This is a genomic window from Streptomyces spiramyceticus (assembly GCF_028807635.1).
Classification (GTDB): Bacteria; Actinomycetota; Actinomycetes; order Streptomycetales; family Streptomycetaceae; genus Streptomyces; species Streptomyces spiramyceticus.
Window position 1 is genome coordinate 4,073,869 of sequence record NZ_JARBAX010000001.1, and the last position, 23,110, is coordinate 4,096,978.

18 protein-coding genes are annotated in these 23,110 nt (G+C 66.0%); 10 read left to right on the forward strand and 8 right to left on the reverse strand.

Annotated features, from left to right (window positions below; genetic code table 11):
- Positions 1 to 29 precede the first annotated feature (29 nt).
- Both PXH83_RS18730 and PXH83_RS18735 read right to left on the reverse strand, forming a co-directional pair.
- The gene (locus PXH83_RS18730) at positions 30 to 2,795 is read right to left on the reverse strand and encodes an FG-GAP-like repeat-containing protein (RefSeq protein WP_274561524.1); all 2,766 of its coding nucleotides are present in this window, start codon (positions 2,793 to 2,795) and stop codon (positions 30 to 32) included.
- 221 nt (positions 2,796 to 3,016) lie between these two features.
- Positions 3,017 to 3,427, reverse strand: coding sequence for an MmpS family transport accessory protein (locus PXH83_RS18735; protein WP_274561525.1), 411 nt, complete (start codon positions 3,425 to 3,427; stop codon positions 3,017 to 3,019).
- A gap of 490 nt (positions 3,428 to 3,917) precedes the next feature.
- On the opposite strand from PXH83_RS18735, the gene PXH83_RS18740 reads away from it, so the two are divergent.
- Positions 3,918 to 12,914 (forward strand): golvesin C-terminal-like domain-containing protein, encoded by an 8,997-nt coding sequence (locus tag PXH83_RS18740; protein WP_338054719.1) that lies wholly within the window; start codon positions 3,918 to 3,920, stop codon positions 12,912 to 12,914.
- A gap of 91 nt (positions 12,915 to 13,005) precedes the next feature.
- Entirely contained in the window at positions 13,006 to 13,398 is a 393-nt protein-coding gene (locus PXH83_RS18745; protein WP_274561526.1) for a hypothetical protein, read from the forward strand.
- Between the two features lie 640 nt (positions 13,399 to 14,038).
- Here the strand turns inward: PXH83_RS18745 and PXH83_RS18750 are convergent.
- Positions 14,039 to 14,512 carry an ATP-binding protein gene (locus PXH83_RS18750; RefSeq protein ID WP_274561527.1) on the reverse strand — a complete coding sequence of 158 codons (474 nt, stop codon included), beginning with the start codon at positions 14,510 to 14,512 and terminating at the stop codon, positions 14,039 to 14,041.
- A gap of 276 nt (positions 14,513 to 14,788) precedes the next feature.
- Between PXH83_RS18750 and PXH83_RS18755 the strand changes: the two genes are divergently transcribed.
- The 5 genes from PXH83_RS18755 to PXH83_RS18775 all read left to right on the forward strand — a co-directional run bounded on the left by PXH83_RS18755 (position 14,789) and on the right by PXH83_RS18775 (position 17,004).
- Positions 14,789 to 15,643 (forward strand): helix-turn-helix domain-containing protein, encoded by an 855-nt coding sequence (locus PXH83_RS18755; protein ID WP_420803232.1) that lies wholly within the window; start codon positions 14,789 to 14,791, stop codon positions 15,641 to 15,643.
- A gap of 12 nt (positions 15,644 to 15,655) precedes the next feature.
- Positions 15,656 to 15,856, forward strand: coding sequence for a DUF397 domain-containing protein (locus tag PXH83_RS18760; protein WP_274561529.1), 201 nt, complete (start codon positions 15,656 to 15,658; stop codon positions 15,854 to 15,856).
- Between the two features lie 143 nt (positions 15,857 to 15,999).
- Entirely contained in the window at positions 16,000 to 16,245 is a 246-nt protein-coding gene (locus PXH83_RS18765; protein WP_274561530.1) for a Scr1 family TA system antitoxin-like transcriptional regulator, read from the forward strand.
- A gap of 14 nt (positions 16,246 to 16,259) precedes the next feature.
- Entirely contained in the window at positions 16,260 to 16,481 is a 222-nt protein-coding gene (locus PXH83_RS18770; RefSeq protein WP_274561531.1) for a DUF397 domain-containing protein, read from the forward strand.
- Positions 16,468 to 17,004: a hypothetical protein gene (locus PXH83_RS18775; RefSeq protein WP_274561532.1), complete on the forward strand. Its 537-nt coding sequence runs from the start codon at positions 16,468 to 16,470 to the stop codon at positions 17,002 to 17,004. The genes PXH83_RS18770 and PXH83_RS18775 overlap by 14 nt, the downstream gene beginning before the upstream one ends.
- 539 nt (positions 17,005 to 17,543) lie before the next feature.
- Here the strand turns inward: PXH83_RS18775 and PXH83_RS18780 are convergent.
- Positions 17,544 to 17,825 (reverse strand): hypothetical protein, encoded by a 282-nt coding sequence (locus PXH83_RS18780; RefSeq protein ID WP_274561533.1) that lies wholly within the window; start codon positions 17,823 to 17,825, stop codon positions 17,544 to 17,546.
- Between PXH83_RS18780 and PXH83_RS18785 the strand changes: the two genes are divergently transcribed.
- Entirely contained in the window at positions 17,800 to 18,378 is a 579-nt protein-coding gene (locus PXH83_RS18785; protein WP_274561534.1) for a L,D-transpeptidase family protein, read from the forward strand. The two genes, PXH83_RS18780 and PXH83_RS18785, sit on opposite strands and share 26 nt — an antisense overlap.
- Before the next feature lie 403 nt (positions 18,379 to 18,781).
- The gene (locus PXH83_RS18790) at positions 18,782 to 19,063 is read left to right on the forward strand and encodes a hypothetical protein (protein ID WP_274561535.1); all 282 of its coding nucleotides are present in this window, start codon (positions 18,782 to 18,784) and stop codon (positions 19,061 to 19,063) included.
- Positions 19,064 to 19,303: 240 nt separating this feature from the next.
- Here PXH83_RS18790 and PXH83_RS18795 read toward each other — a convergent pair whose 3' ends face one another.
- Positions 19,304 to 19,720, reverse strand: a complete 417-nt coding sequence (locus PXH83_RS18795) for a hypothetical protein (RefSeq protein WP_274561536.1) — start codon at positions 19,718 to 19,720, stop codon at positions 19,304 to 19,306.
- A gap of 103 nt (positions 19,721 to 19,823) precedes the next feature.
- Here PXH83_RS18795 and PXH83_RS18800 point away from each other — a divergent pair, with 103 nt between their 5' ends.
- Positions 19,824 to 20,387, forward strand: coding sequence for a TetR/AcrR family transcriptional regulator (locus PXH83_RS18800; RefSeq protein ID WP_274561537.1), 564 nt, complete (start codon positions 19,824 to 19,826; stop codon positions 20,385 to 20,387).
- Between the two features lie 51 nt (positions 20,388 to 20,438).
- On the opposite strand, the gene PXH83_RS18805 is transcribed toward PXH83_RS18800, so the two are convergent.
- From PXH83_RS18805 to PXH83_RS18815, 3 genes are all read right to left on the reverse strand, one after another.
- Positions 20,439 to 20,963 carry a hypothetical protein gene (locus tag PXH83_RS18805; protein ID WP_274561538.1) on the reverse strand — a complete coding sequence of 175 codons (525 nt, stop codon included), beginning with the start codon at positions 20,961 to 20,963 and terminating at the stop codon, positions 20,439 to 20,441.
- Between the two features lie 178 nt (positions 20,964 to 21,141).
- A complete protein-coding gene (locus tag PXH83_RS18810; protein ID WP_274561539.1) occupies positions 21,142 to 21,765 on the reverse strand; it encodes a hypothetical protein in 624 nt (207 codons plus the stop codon).
- A 482-nt stretch (positions 21,766 to 22,247) separates the two neighbouring features.
- Positions 22,248 to 23,051, reverse strand: a complete 804-nt coding sequence (locus PXH83_RS18815) for a bestrophin-like domain (protein ID WP_274561540.1) — start codon at positions 23,049 to 23,051, stop codon at positions 22,248 to 22,250.
- Between the last annotated feature and the right edge of the window lie 59 nt (positions 23,052 to 23,110).

Below are 23,110 nucleotides of genomic sequence, written 5' to 3' on the forward strand. Positions count from 1 at the left end.
AGAGAAGGGGCCCCGGTGATGTGCGTGACTTACGGGTTGAGGACCTTGCCGATCGCTGCGCCCGTGGGGGCGCCCAGCGCCGTAGTGCCGTAGTAGATCCCGGAAGAGGTGACTACGCCGCTCGTGCTGCTGTTGTCGAGCTGGAGGACGGTGCCGTTGCCCGCGTCCTCGCCGTCCGCGCCGATCGCCAGGTCCGCCCGGGTGTAGCCGGACAGGTCGGTCAGCGATACCGCCGAGCCGAAGCGGTCGTTGGCCTCGGCCGTGCCCGGAACACCCGAGGTGTCCTGGGAGTACGCGACAGAGCCCGTGCCGGTCGGGCCGGTGGACGTGCCGAGCAGCAGGACGGTCTGGCCCGCATTGGCGTACGAGACGCCGCTGCGGGTCAGGTCCTCGCCGGGCTGACCGGCGAGGATGTCGCCGTACCCGTCGAGGTTGACGTCGCCGACCGAGACGGACGCGCCCAGGTCGTCACCGGTCTCGCCGCCGCCGGGGACGCCCGCGGTGTCCTGGTGGAGGGTCTTGACGCCGGTGGACGTCAGTCCGGTCGAGGAACCGAACACGGCGCTGACCGCTCCGCCCTTGGCGGTGTGACCCGACTCGGTGGCGGAGGGTTGGCCGACGGCGAGGTCGGTGTAACCGTCGCCGTTGATGTCACCGCTCGCGAGCGAACGGCCGCCGCGCGCGGTCAGGATGCCGACCCGCTGGAGGCCGGACGACGAGCCCTTCAGCCACAGGAGGCGTCCGGCGCCCGCCGGGTCGCGGTAGGAGACCGCCACATCGGCGTAGCCGTCACGGTTGAAGTCGCCGCTCGCGGCGGACGCGTAGGAGACGGCGCCGGTGTACGCCGCCGTGTTCAGGTAACCGTTCTTCGCGGCCCCGGTCTTCGAGTCCCAGGCCCACCAGCGGCCCGGCTTGCCCGGGGCGACGGAGAAGACGTCGGACCTGCCGTCGGCATTGAAGTCGCCGGTGGCGACGGTCGCGCCGAGTGCCTCGCCCGAGGTGCGGGTGGCCGCGTTGGTCCAGTACGAGGTGCCGGTGGTGAGCCCGGGGCCGTACATGACGGTGACGGAGCCGGTGTTGACCTGCGTCGACGTGCCGTTCTCGCCGGGGGCGCCGACGACCAGGTCGGCGAAGCCGTCGCCGTTCACGTCGCCGTACGCCGACGTGGAACCGAAGCGGTCGTCGCCCTCATTGCCACCGGGCACACCGGGGCTGTTCTGGCTCAGCGTGCGGCGGGCCGCGGCGACCGGGCCGTCCGTGGAGCCGGGCAGCACGGTGATGGTGCCGCTGCCGCTCGCGACCTTCGGCGTACCGACGGCGAGGTCGGTGATGCCGTCGCGGTCGAAGTCGGTGGTCGGGATCGCGGAGTTGCGGCCGGCGCCGGCGGCGAACTTACGGATCGCGGGCAGCTTGCTGTACAGGTTCGCGCCGGGGCACGCGGTGGCGAAGCCGTCGCGGTGGCCGGAGATGGTGTTCAGCGTGGCCATCTGGCCCTTGTTGTACTTGCCGGTGTTGGCGGCCGCTTCCAGCGTGACCGTGCCGGTCGGGCTGACGCCGTACTGGCCGAGCTTCCAGGCGGCGACGCGCGCGGCCGAGTCCAGGGCGGCCTGGGTGGGCTTGCCCGACTCGAAGTTGCCGAGCAGCGCGATGCCGGTGGAGTAGGAGTTGAAGCCGTACGTGTGCGCGCCGAGGACGGGCAGGTCGACGCCGCCCTCACGGCCTTCGAAGATCTGGCCGCACTTGTCGACGAGGAAGTTGTAGCCGATGTCCTTCCAGCCGTCGTAGCCGGCGCTGGGACGCGGCGTCACGTGGTACGCGTAGATCGCCCGGATCATGGCGGGGGACTCGGCGCAGCTGTAGTTGTTCGAGTCGACCGTGTGGTGGACGAAGACGGCCTGGACCTTGTCGATGTACTCGGGGTCGCTGTAGTTCGTCGCGAGCGACTTGTCCGGGCCCCAGCCTGCGCGCAGGGTCATCGGCGGCCGCGTCACGGTCGACGGCGGCGCGGTGGGGATGGTCGGCGTAGGCGACGGGCTGGCGGTCGGGCTGCCGGTGGCGGTCGCGGACTCGGTGGCCGTGGCGGTGTCCGTCGGCGTGGCGGTCGCACTCTCGGTGGCCGTGGCCGTGGCCGTGGCGGTGTCGGTCGGCGTGGGAACCGCCGTGTCGGTCGCCGGGTCGGACGGAGTCGCGGTCGCGGCCGGGGTTTCGGTCTCCTCGACGGCGTACGCCGCAGACTGGGCGTCCGCGCCCGGGGCCTTGGCCTCCTTCGGGGTGACGCCCGGGTCCACCAGGGTCAGCTCAAGACCCTTGGGCAGCCCGGCGGTGGAGGTGCCGTCGGCCTTCAGGATGCGCCCCTCGACGCCGTCGGAAGCCCCGACCCACAGCGGCTCGGACATACCGGGCAGCTTGGCCTTGGCGTCGCGCTTCTCGGCCAGGTGCTGGTCGAGATGCACCTCCAGCCACTTGCCCCACTCACCGGTCTCGCGGCTGCGCGTACGCACCTCCGCCGTGCCGTCGATCTCGGCGTCCGGGTCGGCCCAGGTGACGCCGACCAGCGAGAACGGGTCCGTACCTGTACGCGGCAGATCCCGCTTCGTGCTGCCGGTGCCCTTGAAGGCGAGGGCATGCACCTTGGCCTTGCGCGGCTTGACCCTGTCCTGTGCGGGGTCGGCGTCGGGATTGGCGATGGCGACGGTGACCGCCCCTGCACCGCCGAGTACCACCGCGCCGATGGTCAGCCATGCTCGGCGCTTCAGGCTCAGCGGTCTGTAGGCGTGCGACTTGCGCGGGCTCAAATCCCTTACCCCTCATGAGAGTTCATTTGCGGCACACCAGTCACAGGGGCCGCCTGTTATACCCAGCGCACCGCCCTGCGGAAACGTCACACACGACGCTTCGGCGAGGACGGCGCGCAGGAAACTTGCCGGGAATGCCGAGGTACCGCGTACGGCTCAGGGAGTCGGCACCTCGTCGACGTGCGAGCCCGCGGACGCGGCGAGCGCCACTGGGACGGTCATCAGCCGATGGTCCCGTCGCCCTTGGGCAGCGCGCCGGTGCAGGTGGCCCGGCCGAACTTGCCCATGGCGGTGGCGCGCTGGACGTGCTTGCCGCGAATGGCGAGTGTGCAGCTGGCCTGGCCGCCCTTCTGGTCCAGGGTGACGTAGACGGTGGGCGCCTTGCCGATCGGGACCTGTACGGACTTCTTCCACGGCAGCCGGACCCCGGACACGACGGTGGCGTCGCCGGCCTCGTTGCGGGCGAGGTAGGAGATGTCGGCGGTGCCCTCGCCGGTGACTTCGTAGGTCACCTCGGCGGTGGGGACGGCGCGGGGCTTCGGCTCGTCGGGGGTGTCGAGGATGCCGTAACCGACGAGTCCGCCGCAGGCGACAAGAAGCGTCAGGGCGACGGCAATTGCGCGCCGGTCCATTCCCTTTGGCTCGTCAGTCGAAACCTCTGAACTTTCGACGATATCCGTCGTCGCTGGCGGCATGGGAAGTCCATCTTTCAATCGGCTGGAAAATTCGGAACCGGCCGGTTATACACCAGGCGATCCGGCGCGCGCGAGCATGCGGAAGAAGCGGACGTATCCGAATTGTTCGTGGGGTTGACGTGGTGCCGTCAACCTGACTAGACATCACCCTGCTCCTGGCCAGGGGTGATGCAAGTTCACCCCGCAAGCCGGTCCTGCAATTCGGGGCCGGCGTAATCGGCGTGCCCTCATTTTGGGCCGCCCCAGGAAGGGCATTGTGAATATAAGGTTGGGGAGATTCATCTCCTGCCTTGTGGTGTCGGCGGTCGCAGGTACTGCGCTACCGCAAGTGGCTTATGCCGCGCCGGCATCCGGGGACGACGACGGAAAGGGAGTCGTCGATACGGTAAAGGGTTGGTTTTCGGACGAGGATGATTCCGAAAGGGAATTGGCCAAACCGCCCGTCGGCGGGAAGCTCGAGATACCGAGCCGGGAGAAGCTGCCGAAGGGCAAGAAGCTTCCGAAGGCCAAGCGCGTCAAGGAGCTGACCGGGCAGCGCACCGCGCAGGCGCGTTTCTGGCAGATGTCGGACGGCCGGGTGGAGGCCGAGCTGTCGGCCGTCCCGGTTTCGTACAAGGCCGGCAAGTCCTGGAAGTCGATCGACACCTCCGTCCGTGCGACGGACGCGAAGGGCTTCGACTTCGCCAACACCGCCAACTCCGGGCGGAGCTGGTTTGGTTCGGATCCGAAGAAGCTGATGCGCTTCGAGGCACCGGACGGCCGCTCGGTCAGCCTGGGCCTGGAGGGAGGCAAGAAGGATCTCGCTCCCACCTCCAAGGGCGACACCGTTTCCTACAAGGACGCGGTGGCGGGTGCCGACCTGGAATACAAGGTGGGCCGCGGCAAGGTCAAGGAGAACATTGTCCTTGATGCGGCTCCTTCCAAGCCGGTGTCTTTTGTGTTCACCCTGGGCACCGAGGGGCTGACGCCGAAGGCGCGCAAGGACGGCTCGATCGCCCTGTTCGGCGAGGCGCCGAACACTCCTGTCCTGGTGATTCCGGCGCCGTATATGACGGACGCCAAGAAAGACGAGCTGTCGCCGACCGGTGGTACGTATTCCACCAAGGTCACCCAGAAGCTGACCCGCTCGGATGACGGCAAGAGCTGGAAGCTCAAGATCACGCCGGACGCCAAATGGCTTGCGGCCAAGGAGCGCCAGTACCCGGTCGTGATCGACCCGACGATCACCATCGCGCCGTCGCCGTCGGCGTCGCAGGACGTGATGGTCCTGTCGGATCAGTCGGCGGTGAACTTCAACTCCACCTGGAAGCTGTCGGCGGGCAAGACCGGCACGGGCATCTCGCGGTCGCTGATCAAGTTCCCGCTCACCGAGATCCCGTCGGGTGTGAAGGTCGATGCCGCCCAGCTGAGCCTGTACTTCGACCAGGCCCACACCACCAACGGCAACAACGTGGACATGGCGGTCCACCGGGCCACGGGCGCCTGGGACGAGGCGACGGCGACCTGGTCCAACACCAGCGCGCTGGTGGGCGAGCAGTCCGCCAGCACGGTCCAGCTCGACGACGGTGATGTGGGCACGGCCGCCGTCGGCGAGTGGCCCAAGGGCGCGACGACCGGCGGCGCCGCCGTCAACGACGACTACGCGTACAACAAGAACACCGCGACCGGCGAGTCCTACACCTGGCAGCCGCGGATTGCCGACACGGCCGACTACAAGGTCGAGGTCCGCACGCAGGCACTGGCCGACGCCACGACGGTCGCCCCGTACACGGTCACGTCCGGTGAAGGCACCTCGACGTATACCGTCAACCAGACCGGTACCGCGGCATGGAAGCAGCTGGGCACCAGCCAGCTCGACTTCGCCAAGGGCAATGCCGGCAAGGTCGTGCTCGGTGACACCGGCGACTCCACCAAGAAGACCGTCGCGGATGCGATCCGCCTGGTCAATCCCGCCCAGATCCGCAAGGACACGGGCGAATACAACCAGTGGCACAACTTCCGGGTCGCCGACACGGTCCAGAAGTGGGTGTCCGGCACCGCGTCCAACCACGGCTTCGTCATCAAGGCCGTCGACGAGTCCTCCACCGCGCTCACCGGTGGTCCGCGCTACGAGGCCGGCGACGGCGACTACGGCGGCGAGACCTCGACCATTCCGCGGCTGACCGTCAGCTACGGCAAGGTCGGCACCGAGCTGAACTCACCGACTGTGGTGCACTCCACGGGCCCGGAGCTGTCCTGGACGAAGTACACCAACAACACCGGCAGCACGGACAACGACATCGCCGAGTACCAGCTGCACCGCTCCACGCAGCAGGTCTTCACACCGTCCGCCGCCACGCTGATTGCCCCGATCGCGTCCACGGCGACGACGTACACGGACACCACGGCGGTGCCGACCCCGGACTCCAGCTCTGCGGAGATCGGCAAGTCGTACTTCTACCAGCTTGCGGTCAAGACCAAGACCGGTGAGGTACTCGGGTCTCCGACCCGGGTGGTCGGCATCCCGAAGGCCGGCCGGACGATGAAGATCATCCAGGCTCCGCCGACAGGGGGCCAGTACGACACCACGCTGTCCTCGGGCCAGCCGACCACCAACCAGGACAAGATCAAGTCCTGGGACATCGGCCAGACCTGGCTGAGCGTCGGCAACAACTCCTCGACGTACGGAAAGACCCGCGCCGTCGTCAAATTCCCCACCAGCGACATCCCCACCACCGCAACGGTGCTGGAGAACAAGATGTACATGTGGGGAGCGGAGACCACCAGCACCAGCAACGGCGCGGTCTACGAACTCCACGCCCTCACCCGCGACTTCACCGAAACCGCCGCCACCTGGAACAACGCCCACGCCACGACCCCGTGGACCACGGCAGGCGGCGACTACTCGGCCACAGTCGCCGACACCGTCCCGCAGATCACCGACGAAGTCGGCCGACACTGGTGGGGCGCCACCTCCCTGATGCAGTCCTGGGTCAAGACCCCGGCCAGCAACAAGGGCGTACTGGTCAAGCTCAAGGACGAGTCGACCACCGGCCCCCAGGAACGCACCCTGTTCCTGTCCTCGGAGGCCTCGGACCCGCAGCTGCGCCCGTACATGCAGGTCATCTACGTCGACTCGACGACCGAGGACACGTACTACGCCCCGCAGACGCCTGCCCGTATGACCCCGAACTCCACCTACACGGTGGACATGACGGTCACCAACACCACGGCCTCTACCTGGGCCACCGGTGAGCGGGAGATGTCGTACACCTGGAAGCTGCCCGACGGCACGGACGTCACCAACGGCGGCAACCAGGTCTCGACAGCGATCCCGACCCTCGCGCCCGGCCAGTCCGCGACGATCAAGGCGCAGGTCAAGACCCCGATCAACTCCGACTCGGGCAACAAGCGCAACGACTACGTGCTGGGCTGGGACGTACGCAAGATCGCGGACGGCAGCTGGCTGTCGGCGGGCACCGGCGGCATCCCGTCGCTGAAGCAGAACGTGGCGGTGGAGGACCCGACCTCCAACCAGCTGGGCCTGGAGAAGTTCTACTCGTACGCGGGCAAGAACACCGGCGCGGGTTCGTCGCTGATGAACAACACCGCGTCCGGCAACAGCGTCTGGCAGTACAACGCCATCAACAACCCGGGCCGCGGGGTCAACACCTTCGCCCGTCTCGCGTACAACACGCTGGACACCTCCGACAGCCTCCTCGGCCACGGCTGGTCCGCGCAGGTCTCCGGGCCGACCCGGCTCGGCGCGCCGCTCGACTTCCACCCGAAGTCGAACCCGACCGAGATCAGGCTTCCGGACGGCGACGGCACGACGCACACCTTCCGCAAGGAGCCGGACGGCACCTGGAAGGCCCCGGCGGGCGTGCACTACAAGCTCGCCCCGAAGGCGAACCTGGACTGCACTCCGGCGAAGGACCCGATCCCGGACGCGTGGACGATGACTCGTCCCGACGGCACCCGGTTCCTGTTCGGCTGCGACGGCTACATGACGTCGGCCGTCGACAACGACGGCAACACGCAGACGTACACCTACGAAGAGCGCAAGGCCCACGGCAAGCCGGCCAAGTTCCTTGCGTACATCACCGACCCGTCCGGCCGCCAGTCGCTGACGCTCGACTACTACAACAAGGGTGACGCGACCTACGAGTACATCGACGCCACCGGCGCCAAGGTCGCCGGCACCAAGCCGCTGACCAACCACAAGATCTACGACCACGTGAAGTCCATGACGGACATCTCGGGCCGCAAGATCTCCTTCTACTACACCGAGGAGGGCCTGCTCGGACAGTTCACCGACGGTGAGTCGTCCTCGCAGCCCAAGGTCTTCAAGTTCACCTACGACGCCGTCCAGGGGAACAAGAACGTCAAGCTGGTCAAGGCCACCGACCCTCGGGGCAACTCGACCGACCTGGCGTACTACTTCCCGAAGGAAGGCGACGACCCGAAGTACCACTGGTGGACCCAGACGATCACCGATCGTCGTAAGTTCGCCACCGATTTCGCGTACAAGCCGAACGCGGCGAACATCAAGTTCACCGACACCAAGGTCACCGACGCCGAGCTGAAGGCCACGGATCACGTGACCGACGACTTCGGCCGTCCCGTCCAGATGACGAATGCCAAGTCGCAGACGACGAAGCTGTCGTGGGACGCGGACAACAACGTCGTCTACATGGAGGAGAACAACGGCGCCAAGACCGCGTCCTGTTACGACCCCAAGACGGGCTACCCGCTGCGCCAGTGGGACGCCGAAGTCACCAAGTCGTGGACGCAGTTCAACCAGACGGACTACTGCAACCCGTCGACGTACCCGGACAAGGCTACGAAGTTCGAGTACCAGACCCGGCTGGATGGCTTCTCCGCCGATCTCTTCAGGAAGACGTCGCCGCTCGGCAACGCCTGGGAGTTCGGATACGACCAGTTCGGCAACCAAACGTCGGTCACGGACCCGGAGGGCGTCGCCTCGGCGACGGCCGACGACTACATGTCGACGACCACGTATGACGGTTACGGTCAGCCGCTGAAGCAGACCGATGCGAACGGCCACGCCACGACGTACGCGGACTTCGGTCCGGCGGGCTACCCGGCGAAGATCACGGACGCGCTGAACCACAGCACGTCCTTCGTCTACGACGAGCGCGGCAACACCACCGAGGTGGTCAACGCCAAGGGCGCCAAGGTCACGCAGACATACGACTACTTCGGCCGCCCGCTGGAGCAGAAGTCGCCGAAGGACCAGGCCGCCGGTGTCATCATCACGACCCCGGCTCCGGTCTACGACGCGAACAACAACATCCAGAAGGCCTTTTCGCCGAACGGCACGGAGTCGTCGTCGGTGTACGACGAGGCCGACCAGGTCACGGCGTCTATCGCCCCGAAGGACCTCGCGACGGACGACGAGCGGCGCACGACCACGACGTACGACAAGGTCGGCAACGTCAAGACCGTCACGGAGCCCAAGGGCAATCTGACGGCGACGGTGGGCGACTACACGACGTCGTACACCTATGACGAGATCTACCAGCCGGTCTCGGTGGTCAACGCCAAGGGCGACAAGGTTTCCAGCGAGTACGACAGTGTCGGCAACCTGGTCACCGTCGTCGACCCGAGGAAGAACGCCACGGCGGACACGGCGGACTTCACCACGAAGTACGTCTACGACCTGAACCACCGCGTCACCAGGACGACGGACGCGGCGGGCAAGTTCACTTCCGTCAACTACGACCTCGACGGGCGCACCGACAAGGCGACGGACGCCGAGGGCAACACCAGCGAGACGGTCTTCGACCGGCGTGGCCTCACCAAGGAGGTGAAGGTCCCGTACTCGAAGGACGGCGCCGGCACGGTCACGTACCGGACGACCAAGTTCGAGTACGACGAGGTTGGCAACCAGACGAAGGAGATCAGCCCGCGCGGTGTCGCCACGACGGACGACGCGGCGGACTTCACGTCGGAGACGATCTACGACGAGCTGAACCGGGTCAAGGAGAGGCTGTCGCCGTTCGACAAGGACGACGTCAAGTACGCCACCCCGGACAAGACCTTCTTCTTCTACGACTCCGTCGGCCAGATGGAGCGGGTCTCGGCTCCGCCGTCGCAGGGCCAGTCGGTCCGTAACGACACCGAGTACACGTACTACGACAACGGCTGGGCGAAGACGGCCAAGGACGCCTTCGACATCACGACGGCGTACGACTACAACGTCCTGGGCCAGCAGACCAAGAACACGCTGACCTCGGCCGGTGGCTCCTCGCAGCGGACGATGACGTGGGACTTCTACCCGTCGGGCAACCAGAAGGCGCGCTCGGACGACGGCGTTCCGGTCGGCAAGCAGGTCGTGGTCGTCGACTCCACCGACGTCAACAACACCGCTACTCAGGGCAACTGGGACGCGTCCCAGGCCATGGGCCAGTGGGGTTACGACGTCCGTACGCACCCGAAGGGCCTGGGCCTCTCGTCCTTCACCTGGCAGCTGAACATCCCGCAGGACGGTACGTACGAGGTCCTCGTCCGGCACGGTGACGTGACCGGCGCGGCGACGAACGCCCCGTTCAAGATCACTCACTCGACCGGTGAGGTCACCAAGCCGGTCAACCAGTCCACCGGGTCTGGTGAGTGGGTCTCCCTGGGCTCGTACTCCTTCACGGAGTCGGGCACCCAGAAGGTCACTCTCTCCGACCTGGCCGACGGCACGGTGGTGGCCGACGGAATCAAGCTGGTCCGTTCCAACACGGGCGAGACCGACAACGAGAAGAAGGACTTCACCTACCGCTACGACGTCAATGGTCTGCTGGCCGAGGTCAAGGACCTCTCGCCGGGCGCCAAGGCCGACGCGTACGCGATGACCTACGACGAGCTGAACCAGCTCGCGAAGGTCGAGGAGAAGCTGGGCACCACGGTCAAGAACACGACCGCGCTGGCCTATGACGTCAATGGCAACCCGGTCTCGACCACGCACGATGTGACGTGGACGAAGGCCGAGTACGACATCCGCGACATGGTCGACAAGATCACGAACGCGGATTCGCCGACGGTCGGCAACCAGCAGATCACCAGCTTCACCTACACCGACCGCGGCCAGCCGCTGAAGCAGACGAAGCCGAACGGCAACACCGTCGACTACGGTTACTGGCTCAACGGTGCGGTGAAGTCGCAGATCGAGAAGAAGAGCGGCGGCACGGTCGTCGCTTCGCATGACCTTGAGTACGACCTGAACGGGAACCGTTCCAAGGACACGGCGAAGGTGATGAACGCCGACAATGCGGCGGCGTACGTCAGCACGGTCTCGGCGTTCGACTACGACCCGCAGGACCGGATCGCGAAGGTCACCAAGACCGGCGATGCGGCGGGTACTGAGGAGTACACCTACGACGGGAACTCCAACATCGTCGAGCAGACGGTGGCCGGGGTCACGTCGACGTCGACGTACGACCGCAACCGTCTGCTGAAGACGTCTGCGGGCGGTGTTGCCTCGACGTACAACTACGACCCGCTGGGCCGTCTGGACACGGTGTCCTCGAACGGCTCGGTGCAGCAGAAGAACACGTACGACGGCTTCGACCGGATCGCCAAGAGCACGGCGGGCACCGGGACGTCGGCGAAGACAACGTCCTACGTCTACGACGCTTTCGACCGGACGGCGTCGCAGACGGTCTCGGGCACGGGTGGCAAAACCACTGCCTTCACGTACCTGGGCATGGAGGACAAGGTGCTGCTGGAGGAGGTCGCCGGCAAGGCGACCAAGTCCTACCAGTACTCGCCGTGGGGCCAGAAGCTCACCCAGATCAAGCACAACACCGACGCCACGAAGGAGTACTCGCAGTTCCTCTACCACCCCAAGGGTGATGTCGAGGCGATCACGAAGGACGACGGCAACACGCGTGCCACGTACGGGTACACGGCGTACGGCTCCGACGACGAGAAGCAGTTCACCGGCGCGGACAAGCCGGACGCTGCCAATCCGGACAAGGAGCAGTACAACGACTACCGCTACAACGCGGCGCGTCACGACGACGGTTCCGGCACCTATGACATGGGCTTCCGGAACTACGACCCGGGCCTGAACCGCTTCCTGACGCGTGACATGTACGGCGGCGCCCTGGACGACATGTCCCTGGCCACTGACCCGTACACCGGCAACCGCTACGCGTTCGCGGGCGGCAACCCGATCTCCTTCGTGGAGCTCGACGGCCACCTGTTCGGCATAGACATCTCGCTGTCGGACGTGGGTCACGCGGCCCTGGACGTGGCGGGCATGGTCCCGGTCCTCGGCGAGGTGGCGGACGTCGCCAACGGCGTCTGGTACATGGCCGAGGGCAACTACGCCGACGGCATGCTCTCGATGGCCGCAGCAGTCCCGGGCGCCGGCAACGTGGCCACGGCCGCGAAGTGGGCCAAGAAGGGCGCGGCGGCGGCCGACGCCATCAAGGCCGGCGCAAAGAAGGGCGGCAAGAAGGCCGCGGGCAAGGCCAAGGCCGGTGCCAAAAAGGCGAAGCAGGCCGTCAGCAAGGGCAAGGGCAAGCACCGCGGGCCCAAGGAGACCAAGTCCAAGACAACCTGCAAGAAGAAGAACAGCTTCGTCGCAGGCACTCAGGTCGTCATGGCCGACGGATCCACGAAGAACATCGAGGATCTGAAGACCGGCGAGTACGTCTTGGCCTCGGACCCGGAGACGGGCGAGCTGCAGGCCCGCGAGGTCACCAACACCCGTAACCATGCCGGTGTGAAGGACCTGGTCACCCTGACCGTCGACCCCGACGGCAAGGACGGCAAGGCCAAGCCGAGCAAGATCACGTCGACTGATGCGCACCTTTTCTGGCTTCCCGACTTTGGGAAGTGGGTCGAGGCAGACCATCTCGAACCCGGAATGTGGCTGCAGACCGCAGCCGGCACCTGGGTTCAGGTCACCGTGGTCGACGATTCGCACCGCGACGAGCGTGTCTACAACCTCACCGTCGACGGGCTCCACACGTTCTTTGTGCAGGCCGGTGCGAGTCAGGTCCTCGTTCACAACTACTGTGAACGGCAGGTCGATTACAACAGTGACGAGCTGAGCAACGAGGCATTTGAAATTCGTCAGAACGCCGGACTCTGGGGCGCGGACCACAATGTCGCTGTGGCCAGGGTGCAAGGTGCTGACGGAACGGTTAGGCCGGTCTCGGCGGTCAGTGGACCGAAGGGACATTCCGAGGAGTCGATTCTCGACCAGCTGAAGGCCAACGACAAGATCCTCGAGCTCTACAGTGAGCGTCAGCCGTGCCCCGATATTTGTGGCCCGCTGTTGCGAAATGATCCCCGGGCTGCGGGGGCGAACGTCACGTATTCCGTCCCGTACTTCACCAACAAGACCAGGGGCGGTAAGCTGATGAACTCAGCGTCGAAGGAAATGCTGGCTGACATGATTCGGTTGGCAAAGGGCTTCTAGCAGGACCGCCCGACTGGAGGTGGAGGGGGAAGCGGCATGAGCTTCCCCCTCCACCGCTTTCTCTGTGCTTTTCAATGGAAGGGATGGCGTGATGATTGAGAGAGTGGCGCAGAGCGTAGCTGACGAATATGAGGCTCTCGCGGCATCGGTTCGGCAGGATTTGTGGCTGGCTGGTCTCCCGGTGGTCGACTCCGATGGCCATTCTGGGGCAAACGTCTACGTCGACCCTTTTCGGATTGGTGATTCGGAGGGTGTATTTGTCGAATGGCGGATTAGTTCCGAGCTGATGGATGTATTCAAGGGCTGCGTTACGCGTGGCGAGTTGGACCATCCGGCAATCCCCTTCGGCGGGGCAGTCCTCGACACGATGAAGGAAGCCCTCCAAGGGGTTCTGGAAGGGGCTGGCTGGCATGTGGACGCCCAACGTGTGGGCGTACATGAGTCGTCGATCAAGGTTGTGGGGCGCGCCATCAGTGACGCATGAAGCGTGGCGCTACAGGCCGGGAGGGGCGATGGTCGCATGCCGGCGGTATTCCCGAGCCCCCCGGCAGGGGAATTGCGGCAGGCGGGCGCATCACCGGGATTACCATCGCCGCAGAGAGGTGACCATGCCGAACAGGAACCAGGTAGAGGGAGCGGCGGACGTCGCACGCGCGCTCGTTGGGGAGACCGGCCCGTTTCGATTCGCCGGCCGACTGGGGATTTACCGATCTTGTACGCCGCTTTTCGGAGATCAGTTTGAGGTCCTAGACGTCCCTGATGCCGGACGGATACCTTTTTCGGTATGGGCGCCACCAAGATTCAAAATCTGGCAAGAGCATGCTTGACACGGGAGATCCTTTAGGGGTGGTTCCCGGAGACCGCACGAGAACAATGGGGGCGGCGCCGAGCTGGGTGCCAAGGGGCTGTTCCTGCGTCACAGAGCGGCCATGGTCAAGCGATATCAATGCAGCAGTTGAGTGAGCGGAGCCCTGTTCCAGTCGGTGTCACGACCGGAGCAGGGTCCACTTTTTTCTTGAGGAACGCCGCCGACCAGCCGCAAGGTCCCGGGGGGCCGACGCTGACGCCAGGTCCGTCCAGCTGTCGTCGTTCGGTCGCCCATCCCGGGGCTGTACAGGCCTCGGTCAGTTGGCGAGGGCGGGTGGGGGTGGTCCTGAGCTGAGGGTGAGCTCGAACCAGATGGTCTTGCCGCCGGGTCCGTACGGTGCCTCGCCTATGGCGCACCCGCCCCAGCGGTCGGCGACGAGTTCAAGGATGGCGAGTCCGCGCCCTGCCTCGGCGTCGGCTGGTGGTGCGTACGGTTTGGGCATGTCGGGGCTCATGTCCCAGACGCTGACCCGGAGCACGGGGTGCAGCCATTGAAGCCGTACGGCGGCCGGTCCTTTGGTGTGCCGTACAGAGTTGGTGGCCAGCTCAGTCGCCAACAGTTCGGTGCGGTAGCTGAGTTCGGCCAAGTTATGCGCGGCGAGGATGGTGCGGAGAGTGGTGCGGGCGATGCCGGGGCTGCGCGGGTCGCACGGGATGGTGAGTTCGTATTGCCAGGGGTCCGCGAACGGGATTGGCGCGGGGTGGACGTAGGGGGCGGGCTCTGTCCTCACGAGGGCACTCCTGGGGGTGCGTGCGAGTGGTGACAAGTGGACTTGCGCCGCAGGCTGTTGCGGTCGGACGGTGGCAATGCCTGCCTCCTGCCTCCCGAGTGGGCAGGAGGAACGGCGCTTCCGCTGGCGACAGCTGAGCGAGTGGCGTGGCTCACAAGCTAGGCCATGAAAGCTCATATGTGAGTTCATTTTCACGAATGAGTGAGTAGTTAGTTGACTCACTGGACCGCGCAACGGAGCCCCTGCGAGACTGTGCGCGCGCACGAGAGAGGACCCATGGCTCCACGGAATGCACCCACAGGCCGTCAGCGCCGCTTGGCAGTCGAGGTACGCCGCATGCGCGAGCAGGCCGGCATCTCGATCCAGGAGGCGGCCGCGATACTCGGCGCAGACCGCACAATGATCTCCAACATCGAGGCAGGCCGCACCGGGCTCAGCGAGGATCGAGTGCGGCAAATCGCCTGCCACTACAGATGTCCAGACGCAGCGTTGGTCGACGCGCTCGCGGCGATGGCGGGCAGCCGACGAACACGGCACTGGTGGGACGAATTCCGGGGCAAGCTCCCCGACGGGTATCTCGACGTCTCCGAGATCGAGCACCATGCCACGCGCATCCGGACGGCACAGACTGTGCACTTGCCGGGCCTCTTCCAGATCGAAGAGCATGCACGGGCGATCTTCGACTTCGCGGTTCCGCAGTTGCCACGGCTGGAGGTGGAACTGCGAGTAGCCCACCGCATGGGCCGCCAGGCCATCATCACGGGAGAGAATCCGACTCCCTACGTCGGGATCATTCATGAGGCCGCTCTGCGTCTGGAGTTCGGCGGCAGGGATGTGGCCCGCAGGCAGTTGGGTTACCTGGCGGACGCATCCAAGCAGGATCACGTAACGCTACTGGTCATCCCGTTCAGCGCGGGGCCCTTCCACGGCGCGGGTCAGTCGATCCTGTATGCCGAAGGCGCTGTGCCGCAGTTGGACACGGTTCAGCTGGACACATCGTTCGGCGGCCAATTCGTGGATGCTCCGACGCCGTTGGCGAACTATCGTTCCCTTCTGGACCTGATGGAGCGCTCCGCGCTTCCTCCCGATGAGTCACAGAAGCTCATCCGGTCCATCGCCCGCGAGCTGTGAGAGGCCAAAGAGATGCCCGAACATGACTGGCAGCGCTCATCTTTCTGCGCAGGTGGCGGCAACAACTGTGTCGAGGTGGCCCCGTCTGGAAGCGACGGCGTCGCGATACGGGAGAGCGAGACCCCGGCCGACATCGTTTCGACGAACAGGACCGCCCTGAAGGCGCTCGTGCTAGGAGTGAAGGCCGGGGAGCTCGGGTCTCCTCGCGCCTGACTCACGGGGCTATCAGCCAGCAGCCACAGCCGCCCGGCTTATCGTGGGACGTTGCCGAGCCGACCGCTTGCGTGCTGTCGCAGAGGACGACCGCCTGACCGGGCGCTACGCAGCGCAGCGGCTCTGCGACGGAGCGGGAGGACATGGAAGTCTACGTGATCCCATTCGAGGTGGGCGGGTTCGTGGGCCCGGGGCAGACGATCATCCCTGCCGAGGGCGCGGTGCCCCAACTCGACACGGTTCAGCTGGACGCCTCGCACGGGCCGGAGTTTCTGCATAACGAGGGTCAGTTGGAGAACTACCGGAGCCTCCTCGATCAGATGAGGGAAGCGGCGCTCGGTGTCGAAGCGTCCCGGGAATTGATCCGATCGGTGGCTGGGAAACTGTGACGAAGGGTGGAGCGATGGGCAGCGACTGGCAGAAGTCTTCTTACTGCGCGCAGGGCACCAACTGTGTTGAATTAGCCCGGGTGCGGAAGGGCGTGAGCATCAGGGAAGGTGAGGACCCGGATGTGATACTCGGCGCATCCGCCGCCGCCCTGCAGGTGCTGATACGGGGAGGCCAGGCCGGGCAGGTGAGGGGAGACGTGGGAAACAGCACGGTGGTGACCAATGGGCCCCGATGACCTCCGCCGGACGGCGGCTGCGCTCCTTGTCTCGCTGACCCTGATCAGTGGGTGCGGCAGCGGCATGGCCAATTCCGCGAGCAGCCGGAATGCAGCGAGTCCGTCGACGCACTCGGCCGAGAAGGGGCAGGCAGAGGGCGCGATCCAGCGGGACAAGGCGCCGGTGCTGGAGCGATTCCCGCAGCTCGGGAACATCACCGGCGTCGAATGGGCCACCGCTCCGCTCGGCTCCCCAACCTCCGATGTGCCTGGCCCCTCCGACTTCCGGGTATCCGGCGTAGCGCATCTGGCCAAGGAGGATCTTCTGCTTCTCCAGAGGGAGTACGACTGGGTGCCGTCCGCGCAGCCGCTGGGCGCACTTGAGAGCATCGCTCCCCTGGTGCTCAAGGGCGTCGCGTGGAAGGCGAGCGAGGAGTTCACCTCCGTCGTCACCGGTGGCGGGTACACGGCCGCGTTCCATCTCGATCCCGACGCCGGGGTCGTGATCTTCGACGCCGTTAATCCAGAGGTCGCGGCTTCTTAGGCTCCTCTGAAGATTTCTGAGTGAGACGGCCCAGGGATGAATCCGGCGGGCTGTTCCGACCGCGCTCGTACGCCTCCGTATCGTCGCTGATTCGACGGATCGCTCCAGTACGCGTGCGTGCAATCTGAGTTTCCGGGTGCCCGAGATTTCTGCCGACGGCCGTGTCTTTCTCCAATGCCTACCGGCGAAGCCTTCCGGCTGCCCGGCCCGGAGCTCTTCGAGTGCTCACCGAATTCTCGGAACGTATCGCGGTATCCGCGGATGCTGGACCATGCGCATCTTGAGATTGATCCGCAGTCAAGTGCCCGAAAATTCGGGCCCTTCGCCGACGATTCCAGAGGGTTTGGTGCGAATGGTCCGCAGGCTCGCATCCAGGTATCGGCCTCATGTATAACCGGCCCGATTTCCCGCGCTGCTCTCGGCGGTGCAACCAACAGCAACCCGAAGGATTACATCGTGCTGCCCTCGCCCAATAGGTTCTCCGCTGCACTGGCCGTCACCGGCGCGATATTCTTGGTGTCGGCATGCGGGGAGCAGGATCAGGCTGCCCCGGCTGCAGATGCCGCGCCCACTTCCCAGAGCGTGGCGCCGGACGCGCCCGCCTCGTCTGCCTCTCCGAGCGGCTCCTCCTCCGCATCTCCCTCCGCCTCCGCCTCTTCGTCCGCATCTCCCTCCGCCTCCGCGACGCCGTCCGGCGGTGTGTCACCGTCCCCCAGTGGCTCCCGTACCACGGCGGACGGCGGTGCGGGAAAGGCGCAGGCGGCCCCGTCACCCGCCGCGGCTCCGTCCTTCCCCGTGCCGGTCGTCGTGGGCAACGCCACCCAGGTCATCACCGTGAAGGCCAACGGCTCGTACGCCACGGTGACGGCCTGGGCAAAGGGGGCGTCCGGGTGGAAAGCGGCCATCTCCGCGGACGGCAGGGTCGGATCGAAGGGCGTTGTCGATGGCGCCACCCGCAGGCAGAGCACCTACACCACGCCGTCCGGCACCTACACCATCACCGAGGGCTTCGGCGTAGAGGCCGGCGGCACGAGCATGCCGTACACGCAGGTCAACTCCACCCACTGGTGGGTGCAGGACCCCGAGTCGAAGTTCTACAACTCGATGCACACCGAGGAGGGGGCCGACTTCCCGCTCACCGAGTCCGGCGAGCGGGGCAGTGAACATCTCATCAACTACCCGACGCAGTACGCCAAGGCCTTGGTCATCAACTTCAACCGCTGGCCGGCCACGCCGGGCCGCGGAGCCGGGATCTTCCTGCACGTCAACGGGCAAGGGGCGACCGCGGGTTGCGTATCGGTGCCACGCGTCACCATGGACCGGATCATGACCTGGATCAACCCCGCCGCGCATCCGCGCATCAGCATCGGCTGACGGAAATGCGCCGGCTGCTGGACCGGGAGCAACTCCTTGCGGAGGTCCAAGCGCCCTCACAGTGGATCGTCCGGAGGCGGCTGCCGGTGTGGGCTGAGGTGCTCCTGAAAGTGGATGGGACGTCACCGACGGAGCTGGAACCGCTGCTTGAGCGAGTAGGGCTCGGATATCCGGTGGCGGACGAGTTCATCGCGTGGCCGCGCGACTGTGCGGCCAACCGGGCTGCAGACGTGTAGCGGGTGTGGATTCGCTCCTGTCTGTGTCGTACGGGTACCTGCCCGGCGGGAGACACACCTCAGCCGCCGAAGCCCGGGCGCGCCTGCGAGTGTTCGGGCAGGGAGCCGGGGAGGATGGGCGAATCTACCGGAATTTGCTCGATACGAGGCACTGTCACGGAGGCGCCGTGGACACCTGGGCGACGTGGACCACCCAGGGAATCATCGCCGGCTCAGGCGGTGTGATGACCACCGAGGGAGGCCCGATTACGGGTGACCTGACGGTACACACTTCCTGGATCGACGGCCTGGCCCGGGTGACCGTGCAGCACACCGGCGCGACAGAGTGGTATGCCATGCTGGGCAGTCCCGTACCCGCGGCCAACGAGGACACCGGCAGGGCCGTGCATCAGGCGGCCGTGGAGGCGGTCAATGAGGGCGGCGGCGCCACCCTCACCTTCCCTGCCTGAGCTTGCCGTTCAACCTCGATAGTTGCGCGGTCCGGGCCGCCGGTTGAAGGCTGCTTCGATCCGCGAGGACCGTGAGCGCTACGCCCCGGCTTCGGCCCGCTGACCGACGCTGCGGACACCAACCCGTACATGAGGCGCATCAACGACGCGCTCGGCTACGTACCGACGTAGGCCCGGGGCGCGTCGTAGCCCCGGGCCGCTCACCACCGGTTCCCCCGTAAGGGAAACCGGCGTGATCCCCTAGCCTTCGCTGATCGCAGCTACGAGCTGGTCGCCGGTGTAGGCGCGCCCGCCGATTCCCCAGCCGCCGTCGGGGGCGTTGAGGATGTTGACCCAGATGTCTTCCCTGCTGTGGCCGTCGATCGTCAGGGATTCGGTGATGCCCGTGGCCGCCGCGATGAAGGCGGCGCGGGCCTTCGGGTCGGCCAGGCCGATGTTCGGCAGCTTCAGCTCGATGATGACCGCCGGACGGTTGACGCCTCCGGTGTAGATGTCTTCGGGCGCCAGGAGGTGCACCGTCCCTCCGACGATCGCGGTGAAGAAGCGGTTGCCGGTCAGGCCGCTCACTTCTATGAGTGCGGCGGTGAGCCGGGGGACGATCTCGCGTTCGCCGGTGTGGGTGAGTGTTCCGCGCGGGGCTGTGACGGTGATCGGCATGGAGGTGGTGTCTCCTGTCCAAAGAATAGCTAGTACGTGCGTACTAGTTCCTAGAGTGTGCAGTAGGATGACCGTCCTAGTCAAGCGGGAAGGGCAATGGCACATGGCGAAGGAGACGCGAGCGCGGATGATCGACGCCGCCGTCGTGGCGTTGCAGCAGCGTGGCCTGGAGGGAATGTCGTTCACCGACGTGCTTGCCCGCAGTGGCGCGGCCCGCGGAGCCATTTACCACCACTTCCCCGGGGGCAAGAGCCAGCTGGCGGCTGAGGCGGCGGCCCAGCACGGCCGTGATGTACTTGCCCGGTTGGCAGACCTCTCAGCGACCACGCCTCGAGCAGTCGCGGAGGCATTCGTTGACTTCGCCCGCCCGGTCGTCGAGGCGTCAAGCCGCGGCAGCGGATGCGCCATCGCTGCGGTGACCCTGCCGGTTGGCGAGGACGGCGACGAGCTGTGCCACGTCGCCGCCACTGCGTTCGCTTCCTGGTCCGGGCAACTGGCTGCCGCTCTCAGCGGCGCCGGCCTCTCGGCCGAAGACGCAGCTGACAAGGCGGCCTTGCTGATCACCCTGCTCGAAGGCGCTCAGGTACTCAGTCGCGCGGCAGGCAGTACGGCTCCCTTTGACCGCGCTGTCCGCGCGGCCTTGACCTTGTTCGACGCGAAGCCTTAGAGCTGCCCGAGGTCGAGCGTCAGGGGAAGGATCTCCTCGCCGCGGGCCGCTTCAGAGCACTGTGCGTAGGTCCACGAGTGGCGTGCCCTTCTCTGGCTCAGTGGCGAGGTGGTCACAGTGGCGTCCTTCGGTGAACAGGTCGCGCAGGTACATGCCGGGGAAGTCCAGCGGGTCCTTCCGGCCGGCCAGCGCAATGCGTACCCGATAGGCCGTGTCGCCGTCGCGCACCAGCACATCGCACCAGTGAGGGTGCGGTGACTCAACACCGACCAGGGTGACGTGTTCCTCCGCCAACGCCACGATCCAGGTGGCTAGATCTTCCAGCAGCCACGCCATGTTCATCCACGCCGGTGCGTCGGTGGCGGGCTGCCAGTCGTATTCGCGCCGGCCTTCGCGTCCCGGTACGGGGGGCGGCTCGCCTTCCGCGTAGAGCGGCGGATCGGGTGTGATCCCGGTGTCGGTGAAAGCAATATGCCGAGACCTGATCGTCACTGCGGACAGGCGGAAGCCATCTGCGCCGAGCTCGAAGGCGGCCTCGGACGCGCGGGTGAGGAATTCACTGTCGGGACTGACCACGAGTCTCCTTCCAAGAACGGGAGAGCGCGCCGCCCCCGATGCCTGATTGCCATCGGGGGCGGCGCTATGAACTGAGCAGCACCAAATGCCATCGCAGCACACAGCGCTTGGCTCTGCGTATCGATGCAACTGCATGTCGGAGCACAGGAAACGGCCTGCCAGCCGACTGATGAGGTTCCTACCTTGCGGCAGCCTTCTCATTGACGCCGGCCTTCACGTCCGTGGACTGCACCGTTCGCGCGAAAGGCTCGTACGAACCAACAAACTTGTTGTTGCCCTCAGTCGCTACGGAGCGCCTGTTGGACTTGGCCAGTGCCTTGGTCACCCAGTTCGGGCACCTGGTGATGCCTACGCAGTACTGGGTGATTACGCCCTTGTCGTGGTTGTCGCGGAGCTTCTTCTCGTTGGCCGTCAGGAGAACCTTGTACTGTTTGACAAGCCTGCACACACCGTTGCGGCACTCATACTTACCCGCGTAACCCGTGTGCCGGTAGGACTGGCCACCGATGTGGTTGCGCGTCGGCGACTTCGCGATGTACTCGACGGCCGAGTACTTCGTGATGTTGTGCTTCTTCTTGACCTTCGTCCAGCCAAAGCCCTTGTCGGACGCTGCGTTGTAGTAACCCAGCCGCAGCGATACCCGCCCCGGGCCCCGGTATTCCAGATGCTTGAGGATCTTGTACGCCGGGTCTGCCTGAGCCTGTACCCCTCCGTTGGTCGAGGCTGAAGCCGTGCTGCTCCCGATGGCTCCCAGAGTGGCTGTGGCCGCGAGCGCGACCGCGGCTATCTTTATGCGGTTCATTCGAGCTGTTCCCCCTTCGTGAACCATACGCACCGGTCCAGTGCGCTTCATCAGCCTAGGAAGACCAGTCGGCAGGACCAACTCCTTTACGCGCACGGCGTGTTGCGCCACATCTGCCCATCCAACAGCAGCGGCCAAGGACGCCATGCCCTGTGCGATCGGACCTCCGGAGGCCACCTGACCGTGATCCTCCGCGAGGCGGCGCGCGTGTCCGGGAAGGGCACCTGGACCATAGGTTCGTTCCCGGACGAAGGACCCGGAATGCGCATCGAGTTCGAGCCGAAGGGCGGCCGACCGGTCAGAAGTTGCCGGATTTGGAGCGTATTCACTGGCAAGAAGCCGTTGTCCGAGATGTATCCCCTGAATGACGATGGCAAGGGCGAGCGATATCGCCGCCAGAAACCCGTATCTCGCGGTCAGGCGGATCGAAGTTCCGTGAGCGGCCGCCGGGTCGGGGCGGGTGGCCCGCTGCCCAGCGGTTGTCACGCCGTCGGCAGCTTTTGGCCTTCGGTGTCGCAGGGGAGTCTGCTCTCGCCGTAGGCCCCGGCGAAGTCGTCGGCTACATCGCGCTCGGTCTCGGCAATTGCCGTGGGTGGGACGTCGATCAGGCCGTCGAAGGGGCGGTCGACGTCGTGGATGATGAGCAGCGACGCGGTCAGCAGCGTGGTGAGCACGATCAGCAGGGTGATCTCCGTGCCGCATTTCCTGCGTGGAAGGCAGAAGGCGAGCACGATCACGGTCACCGCGAGGGTGACGAGCATGAACCAGTAGAACAGCGGTGCAATGGCCGGAGTGGACTCTGCGATGCGGGTCTGCCGTGCCTCGGAGCGGTCGCGGTCTGCGGTCACCAGGATTTCGAAGACGGAGTCTTGCGTGTCCATCTGCTTGAGCTGCATGCGGAAGTCGGTGCTCCACGTGCTCGGTGCGGAGGATCCGTTGCCGTTCATCATCGCCGGCCACTCCCGGCTGTGCACGGCTCGCGCGTAGCAGACTGCGTCGGCCTGCAGGCGTTCGCGTTGGGCATCGGGCGCGAAGTCGGACACCTCGAAGAGGTGGTCCACCACACCTGCCTCAGCGCGTGCGGCGTCCTCGGCGTTGCCGTAGGACTCGGCGGCCAGCACCATCACGAAGGCCAGCACCAGCACGGCCAGCGTCAGCAGCGGCTCCAGGAAATCCCGGACGGTGAGCGCTTCGGCGTCCTCGCCCAGCAGCCTGTGGCGCAGCAGCCGGTTCGCTGCCATGCCCAGTACCAGCGCCAGCCCGACCACGACGAGCGTCGTCACCATGTCAGCGGTACCGTCGCCTCTCGCACGGTCCCAGTCCCTGTCATCTCTCCGCCATCCTC